Origin of the sequence: Terrabacter lapilli (genome assembly GCF_039531305.1) — a bacterium.
Lineage (GTDB): Bacteria > Actinomycetota > Actinomycetes > Actinomycetales > Dermatophilaceae > Terrabacter > Terrabacter lapilli.
The window spans coordinates 50,241-59,000 of sequence record NZ_BAAAPU010000006.1 but is presented as its reverse complement, the minus strand read 5'-3'; the positions used below and the strand labels follow the sequence as shown (position 1 = coordinate 59,000).

Here is an 8,760-nt window from a genome sequence, read left to right as displayed (position 1 = left end):
GCTCCTGGGCGTAGTAGCCGAGGCGCAGCCCGTGGCCCGGCTCGACCTCGCCGGTGTCGGGAGTGTCGACGCCGGCGAGCATCCGCAGCAGCGTGGTCTTGCCGGCACCGTTGAGCCCGAGCACGACGACCCGGCTGCCGCGGTCGATGGCCAGGTCGACGTCGGTGAAGACCTCGAGCGAGCCGTAGGAGCGCGAGAGCCCCGACGCGCGCAGCGGCGTCTTGCCGCACGCGGCCGGCTTCGGGAAGCGGAGCTTGGCGACCTTGTCCTGGACCCGCTCACCCTCGACGCCGGCGAGGAGCCGCTCGGCGCGCTTGGCCATGTTCTGCGCGGCCGTCGCCTTCGTAGCCTTGGCGCGCATCTTGTCGGCCTGGGCGAGCAGGGCGCTCGCCTTCTTCTGGGCGTTCTGCAGCTCGCGGCGCCGACGCTTCTCGTCGGTCTCGCGCGACTGCAGGTACGTCTTCCAGCTGACGTTGTAGATGTCGAGCGCCGCCCGGTTGGCATCCAGGTGGTAGACCTTGTTGACCACGGCGTCGAGCATCTCGGCGTCGTGGCTGATGATGATGAGGCCGCCCTTGTAGGCGCGGAGGTACTCGCGCAGCCAGAGGATCGAGTCGGCGTCGAGGTGGTTGGTCGGCTCGTCCAGCAGCAGGGTCTCGTTGCCGGAGAAGAGGATCCGCGACAGCTCGACGCGACGGCGCTGGCCGCCCGAGAGCGTCCCCAGCGGTTGGCCGAGGATGCGCTCGTCGAGCCCGAGCGCGCTGGCGATCGACGCTGCCTCCGACTCCGCGGCGTAGCCGCCCTGCGCCTCGAACTCCGCCTCCAGGCGCGTGTACTTGCGCATCGCCTTCTCGCGCGTCTTCTCGTCGTCGCTGCCCATCCGGGCCTCGGCTGCGGCACGCTCGCGCACGATGGTGTCGAGGCCACGGGCCGAGAGGATGCGGTCGCGAGCGAGGATCTCGAGGTCGCCGGTGCGGGGGTCCTGCGGCAGGTAGCCGACCGCACCGGTGCGCGTGACGGTGCCCGCGGCGGGCTGGCCCTCGCCCGCGAGCACCCTCGTCAGCGTCGTCTTGCCGGCCCCGTTGCGGCCGACGAGACCGATACGGTCGCCCGAGTCGATGCGGAAGCTGGCGTCCTCGACGAGCAGGCGCGCTCCAGCGCGCAGCTCGATCCCGGTGGCGACGATCACGGCATTCCTCCTATCGGTGCCGCACTACGTCAGCGGCCGGACAACCCCACCAGTCTAGGAGCCGCCGAGGGGTGCTCTCGACGCGTTATCCGCTCGGCGACCTCCTGCACCCTGCGTACGACCCGGCATACGACACCGCTCGCGTATGCCGTCCCGCGGGCGAGGCGTGGCAGGGGGCCGGACACGCTCGGGTAGCGTGATCCAGCGTGAACGCGCCCATCTCCGTTCGAGACATCTCCGCAGCCGAGCACCTGGCCTGGCTGCGGACCCAGCCGTCGGCGAGCTTCCTGCAGACGCCGGCCTGGGCCGAGGTGAAGCGGGAGTGGCGCGCCGAGTCGGTGGGCTGGTTCGAGGGCGACGAGATGATCGGTGCCGCGCTGGTCCTGCACCGCTCGCTCCCCCGGGTCCGACGCTCGCTGGCCTACGTCCCCGAGGGCCCCTGCATCGACTGGTCCTCCCCGCGGCTCGTCGAGCTGCTCCGTGCGCTGCGCGACCACCTCAAGTCCAAGGGCGCCTTCGCGCTCCGGCTTGGCCCGCCCGTGGCCACCCACCGCTGGCACACGGTCACGATCAAGGACGCGATCGCCGACCCGGCGATCCACCGCTATGACGAGGCGACGCCCGACGTGGTGGAGCCCGTCGGCACGGCCGTCGTGGCCCAGCTGGAGCGCCTGGGCTTCCGCCACCTCAGCCCCGAGGACGGCTTCGCCGCCGGGCAGCCCGAGTACGTCTTCCAGGTGCCCCTCGCCGGGCGCACCGAGGACGACGTGCTGGCGGGCATGAACCAGCTGTGGCGCCGCAACATCAAGAAGACGGCCAAGAACGGCGTCAAGGTCCGCGTCGGAGACGCCTCGGACCTCCCGGCCTTCCACCGCACCTACGTCGAGACGGCCGAGCGCGACCGCTTCACGCCCCGGGGTCTCGAGTACTTCCAGCGCATGTATGCCGCCCTCTCGGCCGAGGACCCCGACCGGATCCGCGTCTACCTGGCCGAGCACGACGGCGACGTCCTCGCCGCCACGGTGTTCATCCGGGTGGGCGAGCACGCGTGGTACTCCTACGGTGCCTCGACGTCGGCCAAGCGTGAGCTCCAGGGCTCCACGGCCATCCAGTGGCGGATGATGCAGGACTCGATCGCGGCAGGCGCCACGGTCTACGACCTCCGCGGCATCACCAACACCGTCGACGCCGACAACCCGCACATCGGGCTGATCCGGTTCAAGGTCGGCACCGGCGGCGAGGCGGTCAGACTCGCCGGCGAGTGGGACCTACCCCTGAACCCCTTGCTGTACAAGGCTTTCGACCTCTACATGAAGCGGCGGTGAGCTCTCGTGTCCTTCGTCCTTCATGTCGACGGTGAGCGCTGGCGGGCCGGTCACGACCGGTTCGTCGCCGAGCACCCTGGCGTCGTCCCCGTCGTCAAGGGCAACGGCTACGGCTTCGGCCGCGACCTGCTGTGCGCCGAGGCCGGGCGGCTGGGCGTTCCGATGATCGCCGTCGGGGCGTACGCCGAGGTGCCCGAGGCCCTCGCGGCCTTCGGCGGCGACGTCCTGGTCATGGAGCCCTACCGCGCCCCGATCCACGCGGACCTGCCCGACCTGGGCAGCCGGCGGGTCGTGCACACCATCACGGACCGCGCCGACCTGGAGAGCCTGCGCGGGCTCGCCCGCGACGCCAGGGTCCTCGTCGAGGGGCTGACGTCGATGAACCGTTACGGGGCCCCCATCTCGGACGTGGCCCAGCTGGCAGGGGACGCGGACGCAGTCGGCGTGACCCTGCACCTGCCCCTCGGCACCGGGCACGTCGAGGAGATCACGCGCTTCATCGCCGCCGTCCCCAACGAGCGGACCTGGTTCCTGTCGCACGTGTCAGCCGCGGAGCTGGCCACCTTGTCCGGCCGGTTCCCCGAGCACGAGCTGCGGCCCCGCATCGGCACGGCGCTCTGGTATGCCGACAAGGGCTCCTACGAGGTGCGGGCGCACGTCCTCGACGTGCGGCCGGTGGCCAAGGGCACCCGGGTCGGATACCGGCAGCGCACGGTTCCGGCAGGTCACCTCGTCGTCGTCAGCGGTGGCACCTCGCACGGCGTCGCGATGGAGAGCCCCTCGTCGGCCGCGACCGCACGCTCGCGAGCGATCGCGGTGACCGAGGGAGTGCTCGAGGCGGCACACCGCGTCCGGTCGCCCTTCACCGTGTCCGGGACGATGCCCCGGTTCGCCGAGCCGCCGCACATGCAGTGCAGCCTCCTGTCGCTCCCGGTGGGAGTCACTCCCCCGCGGGTGGGCGACGAGGTTCCGGTCCGCATGCGCCTGACGACGACGACCGCCGACGCCGTCGTGGTCTCCTGAGCGAGGCGAGCGCCGACTCGGCCGTCGCGCCGTGGGCCGCGTCAGTCGCCGCGCGGCTGCACCGACGCGTGCCCCAGCACCAGCCAGCGCAGCTCGCTGCGGTGCGTGAGGCCGAGCTTGCTCAGCACGGAGGCCATGTGCGTCTTCACGGTGGCCGTCGAGATGTCGAGCGCCTCGGCGATGCCGGCGTTGCCGGGATCTCCGTCGGGGCCGGTCACGAGCGCGACGACTGCCCGCTCGCGCGGGGACAAGCCTTCGAGGGGGTCGGAGCCGCTGTCACCGGGGCCTTCGTGCTCAGGCCGCATCCCCAGGCGGGTGACGATCGACGCCTGCACCTCGAAGCAGCGCCGGCGTAAGGACTCGAGGCGATCGAGGAGCGACGCGTCGCACCCGCTCTCGCCGAGCGCGAGCCGCGTCTCGTCCAGGTCGGCCGCCAGCTGGGTCAGCGCAGACGACGCCTGGTTGACGGCCATGAGCGTCCCTGCCCGGCCTGAGTCCTCCAGCTCGGGGTAGACCATGCCGAGGTTGAGCCGCCTGCTGGGGCTCACCGCGAGGATGCGGTCCTGGACGAGGCCAGCCAGCCAGGTCAGGGCCGTCACGACCTCTTCGCCGAGTGCCCCCGGGGTGTCCGACAGGGCACCGAGCAGGCCGACGACTCCCTCCTCGGTGGCCATCGGGACCACGACGGCGTCGGAGGACAGGTCGTCGTCCCCGAACCGCATCCCCCGGTTGAGCAGGGCTCCCTGGTCGTCGCCCCAGCGGTAGGGCTTCCCGGACGCGACGATCCACGCCACGAGACCGCCCGGCCCGTAGGTCATGGTGCCCCCCTCGAGCCAACGGCCGTTGCTGAAGAGGTAGGGGTAGGAGATCTGGCGGTCGGCCTCGCGCACGAGGGCGACGTAGAAGTCGTCCACCTGCGCGATCGCCCCCACGGCCGCCCGGCACGCGTCGTACACCGTGAACACGTCGGACCGGTCCGCCTCGTGGATGGCCTGGTCGGCATGCCGGAGGGCGCGAACGGCGGCATCGCTGAGCGGCATACGTCCCCCTCTCTCGTGTGCATGGGTCAGGCGCCACCACGTCCCTACCCGCCCGGGGCCCCGGCACGACAGGACCGTAGCCGCACCTGACGCCCTGGCGCTCATCCAGAGGATGAGGGCGGCTGTCATCCCCCGGCCGATTCCCGATGCGTCGACTTCCCACCGACACTGTCCGGGTCGAGCCAGTAGGTGGGCTGGTACTGGGACCGGGCGAGCCGTCGGTGGCGGCAGAGCACGCGCAAGAGAGGGGGCGCGTGCTCGTCGATCGCCCCCTCCCGCCGCTGTCGCTCGCATCCCCTGGTCCTCGGCTCACGTGGAGGGACGCCGAGGACCGGGGGCTCCACCCCACCAGCGGGTACGTCTGCGACATGGCTCAACAAGAGCCCGGGTCGCCGCGCAATAGGGTGATCTCGACCGACCCGGTTGGCCCCGCGGTCCCGAGCCCGAGGAGCGGCACATGAGCTTCAACGACAACGCCCAGCTCGACACCTCGCAGGTCGAGAGCGGTGGCAGCGGAGGGTTCCGCGGCGGTGGCGGCGGCTTCCCCGGCGGCATCCAGGTCGGCGGCGGCATCGGCGGCCTCATCCTGCTGGTGCTGGCCCTCGTCTTCGGCGGCAACGTCCTCGGCGGCGGCAGCGACGGTGGTGGCGCGACCAGCGGGCTGCCGTCACAGCAGCTGCAGAGCGACCAGGTCTCCGCGGGAGGGCAGGTCGACCGCAACGCGTTCTCCCAGTGCAGGACCGGGGCCGACGCCAACAAGAACGACGTCTGCCTGATCATCGCCACGGTCAACAGCGTCCAGGACTACTGGACCAAGACCCTGCCGAAGTACCAGGTCGCGTACGAGCCGGCCAAGACGGTCATCTACCAGGGCCAGACCCAGTCGCGCTGCGGCACGGCCAACGCGCAGGTGGGCCCCTTCTACTGTCCCCTCGACCGCAAGGTCTACGTCGACGCCAGCTTCTTCCAGGAGCTGCGCGACAGGTTCGGCGCGAACGGCGGTCAGCTCGCCAAGGAGTACGTCATCGCCCACGAGTACGGCCACCACATCCAGGACCTCCTCGGTCTGCTGGGCCGCGCCCAGCAGGACCCGCAGGGGCCCAACTCGGGGTCGGTGCGCACGGAGCTCATGGCCGACTGCCTGGCGGGCACCTGGGTCAAGCACGCGACGGAGACGACCGACGCCAACGGCACGACGCTGCTCAAGCCCATCACCCAGTCGGACATCGCGTCGGCGCTGTCGGCCGCGGCCGCCGTCGGCGACGACCGCATCCAGCAGAAGGCCCAGGGCCGGGTCACCCCCGAGACCTGGACCCACGGCTCGGCGGAGGCACGCATGAAGTGGTTCACCCAGGGCTACGAGACCGGCGACCTCAACCAGTGCAACACCTTCGGTGTGCCGTCGGTCAGCTGACGCCGCCCGTCACCGCGCCCGAGGCGCCTCGGCCTCGCTGAGCTCGACGCGCACGGCGCGGCCCCGGCGCAGGGCCGTCTCGAGGACCTCGCGCCTCGGGTCGGGCAGGTCGTAGAGCTCGCGCAGGGGCAGGCCGGCCAGTGCCCTGAGGGCGCCGGCTCCGAGCACCTCGCGCACGAGCGTGCGGTCTCCCCCGACGACGAGACCCCGGGGTATGCCGTCCGCGCCCCCGCGGGGCGACTCGTCGTCCTCGAGGAGCACCCGCCGGGCGTGGGCCACCACCGCGTCGACCAGCTCGTCGGCCTGCTTGCCGCGACGCCGCGCGAACCGCTGCTGCGACCAGCCACCGGCGGCGGTGCGCGACTGCACGTGCCGGGTGCCGACCTTCGAGGAGACGAGGGCGTCACCGGAAGCCAGGCCCACGGCATACCCCCCTCTCCGTACGAGCACGACACCGAGGGGGTCGTGCTCGAAGGGCGTCGCGACGAGCGTCGACCCGTCAGCAGCGCGGGCGGAGACGACGACGCCGCCGGGAGTCTCCTCCTCGGCGGCGTCGTAGGGGCCGTGTCGCTCGGCGAAGCCGGCCATCCAGCGGTCGAACCGCTCCGGCGCGACCTCGATGACGCGGGACGTCACGAGCGCGGGTGGTTCGGGCTCAGAGGTTGAAGCCGAGGGCGCGCAGCTGCTCGCGGCCGTCCTCGGTGATCTTGTCGGGGCCCCACGGCGGCATCCACACCCAGTTGATGCGGTGGGTCGTGACGAGGCCCTCGAGCGCCTGGGCGGTCTGATCCTCGATGACGTCGGTGAGCGGGCACGCGGCCGAGGTCAGCGTCATGTCGATGACGGCGTGCGACTGCGCGTCGACGGTGATGCCGTAGACGAGCCCGAGGTCGACGACGTTGATGCCGAGCTCGGGGTCGACGACGTCGCGCAAGGCCTCTTCGACGTCGGCCACGTTGGGCGGGGTGGTGGTCTGGGTCATGACGGAACTCCTTGCGGGGACGAGGGACTCGTGGACGAGATGTCGACGCCGGCCTGCGCCAGGGCGTCGGTGAAGGCGGTCCAGCCGAGCAGGGCGCACTTGACGCGAGCCGGGTACTTCGACACGCCGGCGAACGCGACGCCGTCACCGATGACCGACTCGTCGCCGGCCACGGTGCCACGCGAGGTGAGCATGGCACGCATCGCCTCGAAGGTCTCGAGGGCCTCGGACACCGGATGCCCGATGACCTCCTCGGCGAGCACCGACGAGCTCGCCACCGAGATCGAGCAGCCCTGCGCGGCGTACGACACGTCGGAGACCACCGCCTCGGGCCCGGTGCCGGTGACGTCGACCCGCAGGGTCACCTCGTCACCGCACGTCGGGTTGATGTGGTGCACCTCGGCGTCGAACGGCTCGCGGAGGCCGGCGTGGTGCGGCCGCTTGGAGTGCTCGAGGATGAGCTCCTGGTAGAGGTCCATCAGCTCGCCTCCTTCTCGGTCTCGAGGCCGAAGACGACGGGCACGCGGTCGAGCGCCGCCAGCAGCGCCTCCACGTCGGCGACGGTGTTGTACACGGCGAAGGACGCGCGAGTCGTGGCCGCCGCCCCCAGCGCGCGGTGCAGCGGCCACGCGCAGTGGTGCCCCACGCGTACGGCCACTCCGGCGTCGTCGAGCACCTGTCCGACGTCGTGGGCGTGCACGCCGTCCACGACGAAGGCGACTGCGCCGCCGCGTGGGGTGCCGACGGTGGGCCCGACGACGCGGACCCAGGGACGCTCGGCGAGCCCGCGCTGGAGCAGGTCGACGAGGCCCGCCTCGTGGGCGTGGATGCGCTCGATGCCGAGCTGCTCGACCCAGCGCACGGCGGCCGCGAGACCCACGGCCTGGGCCGCGTTGGGCACGCCGGCCTCGAACTTCTGCGGCGCAGGTGCGTACGTCGAGCGCTCCATCGTGACGAGCTCGATCATCGAGCCGCCGGTCAAGAACGGTGGCATGACCTCCAGCAGCTCGGCGCGACCCCAGAGGACACCGACGCCCATCGGGCCGTACATCTTGTGGCCGCTGAAGGCGATGAAGTCGGCGCCGAGCGTCGCGACGTCGACCGGCAGGTGCGGCACCGACTGGCAGGCGTCGACGACGACGAGCGCGCCGACGGCGTGCGCCCGCTCCGCGAGCTCGGTGACCGGGTTGACGGTGCCGAGCACGTTGGAGACGTGCGTGAACGCGAAGACCTTGGTGCGCTCGGTCAGCAGGCCGTCCAGGCCGCTGAGGTCGAGCGCGCCCTCCGCGCCCACCGGCACCCAGCGCAGGGTGGCCCCGGTGCGACGGGCGAGCTCCTGCCAGGGCACGAGGTTGGCGTGGTGCTCCATCTCGGTCACGAGGATCTCGTCACCGGGACCGAGCACGAACAGCTCGTCCTTGGGCTCGTCGGTCGGCGCCGCGTTGGAGAACGCGTAGGCGACGAGGTTGAGCGCCTCGGTGGCGTTCTTGGTGAAGACCACCTCGTGCGCCGGCGCGCCGATGAACGAGGCGATCGTCGCCCGCGCGGCCTCGAAGTCGTCGGTGGCCTCCTCGGCGAGCTGGTGGGCGCCGCGGTGGACCGCGGCGTTGTGCTGCTCGTAGAAGGCGCGCTCGGCGTCGAGCACGGCGGTCGGCTTGTGCGACGTCGCCCCCGAGTCGAGGTAGACGAGCGGCCTGCCGTCACGCACCGTGCGCGTCAGGATGGGGAAGTCGCCGCGGATCGCGGCGAGCTCCCCGTCCGTGAAGGGCAGGACGTCGCTCATCGCG

The 8,760-nt window shown here is 71.8% G+C and carries 9 protein-coding genes; 3 read left to right on the top strand and 6 right to left on the bottom strand.

Features of this window, described 5'->3' with window-relative positions; translation table 11 throughout:
* A partial coding sequence (locus ABD241_RS07650; RefSeq protein WP_344060121.1) for an ABC-F family ATP-binding cassette domain-containing protein occupies positions 1–1,189 on the bottom strand: 1,189 nt, incomplete at its 3' end.
* A gap of 206 nt (positions 1,190–1,395) precedes the next feature.
* Between ABD241_RS07650 and ABD241_RS07645 the strand changes: the two genes are divergently transcribed.
* Together ABD241_RS07645 and ABD241_RS07640 are read left to right on the top strand one after the other, a co-directional pair.
* Positions 1,396–2,514 (top strand): lipid II:glycine glycyltransferase FemX, encoded by a 1,119-nt coding sequence (locus ABD241_RS07645; RefSeq protein WP_344060119.1) that lies wholly within the window; start codon positions 1,396–1,398, stop codon positions 2,512–2,514.
* Between the two features lie 6 nt (positions 2,515–2,520).
* Positions 2,521–3,537 (top strand): alanine racemase, encoded by a 1,017-nt coding sequence (locus tag ABD241_RS07640; RefSeq protein WP_344060117.1) that lies wholly within the window; start codon positions 2,521–2,523, stop codon positions 3,535–3,537.
* A 41-nt stretch (positions 3,538–3,578) separates the two neighbouring features.
* On the opposite strand, the gene ABD241_RS07635 is transcribed toward ABD241_RS07640, so the two are convergent.
* Entirely contained in the window at positions 3,579–4,577 is a 999-nt protein-coding gene (locus ABD241_RS07635) for a LuxR C-terminal-related transcriptional regulator (RefSeq protein ID WP_344060115.1), read from the bottom strand.
* A gap of 457 nt (positions 4,578–5,034) precedes the next feature.
* Here ABD241_RS07635 and ypfJ point away from each other — a divergent pair, with 457 nt between their 5' ends.
* The gene (ypfJ, locus tag ABD241_RS07630; protein ID WP_344060113.1) at positions 5,035–5,991 is read left to right on the top strand and encodes a KPN_02809 family neutral zinc metallopeptidase; all 957 of its coding nucleotides are present in this window, start codon (positions 5,035–5,037) and stop codon (positions 5,989–5,991) included.
* A gap of 9 nt (positions 5,992–6,000) precedes the next feature.
* Here ypfJ and ABD241_RS07625 read toward each other — a convergent pair whose 3' ends face one another.
* From ABD241_RS07625 to ABD241_RS07610, 4 genes are read right to left on the bottom strand one after another with little or no spacing between them, the layout of a single operon-like run.
* Positions 6,001–6,627: an acVLRF1 family peptidyl-tRNA hydrolase gene (locus tag ABD241_RS07625; protein WP_344060111.1), complete on the bottom strand. Its 627-nt coding sequence runs from the start codon at positions 6,625–6,627 to the stop codon at positions 6,001–6,003.
* 19 nt (positions 6,628–6,646) lie between these two features.
* Positions 6,647–6,973, bottom strand: a complete 327-nt coding sequence (locus ABD241_RS07620; protein WP_188031937.1) for a metal-sulfur cluster assembly factor — start codon at positions 6,971–6,973, stop codon at positions 6,647–6,649.
* On the bottom strand, positions 6,970–7,452 hold the full coding sequence (sufU, locus tag ABD241_RS07615; RefSeq protein ID WP_344060108.1) for a Fe-S cluster assembly sulfur transfer protein SufU: 483 nt from the start codon (positions 7,450–7,452) through the stop codon (positions 6,970–6,972). Before sufU ends, ABD241_RS07620 begins: the two co-directional genes overlap by 4 nt.
* Positions 7,452–8,756 carry a SufS family cysteine desulfurase gene (locus ABD241_RS07610; RefSeq protein WP_344060106.1) on the bottom strand — a complete coding sequence of 435 codons (1,305 nt, stop codon included), beginning with the start codon at positions 8,754–8,756 and terminating at the stop codon, positions 7,452–7,454. The genes sufU and ABD241_RS07610 overlap by 1 nt, the downstream gene beginning before the upstream one ends.
* Positions 8,757–8,760: the final 4 nt, after the last annotated feature.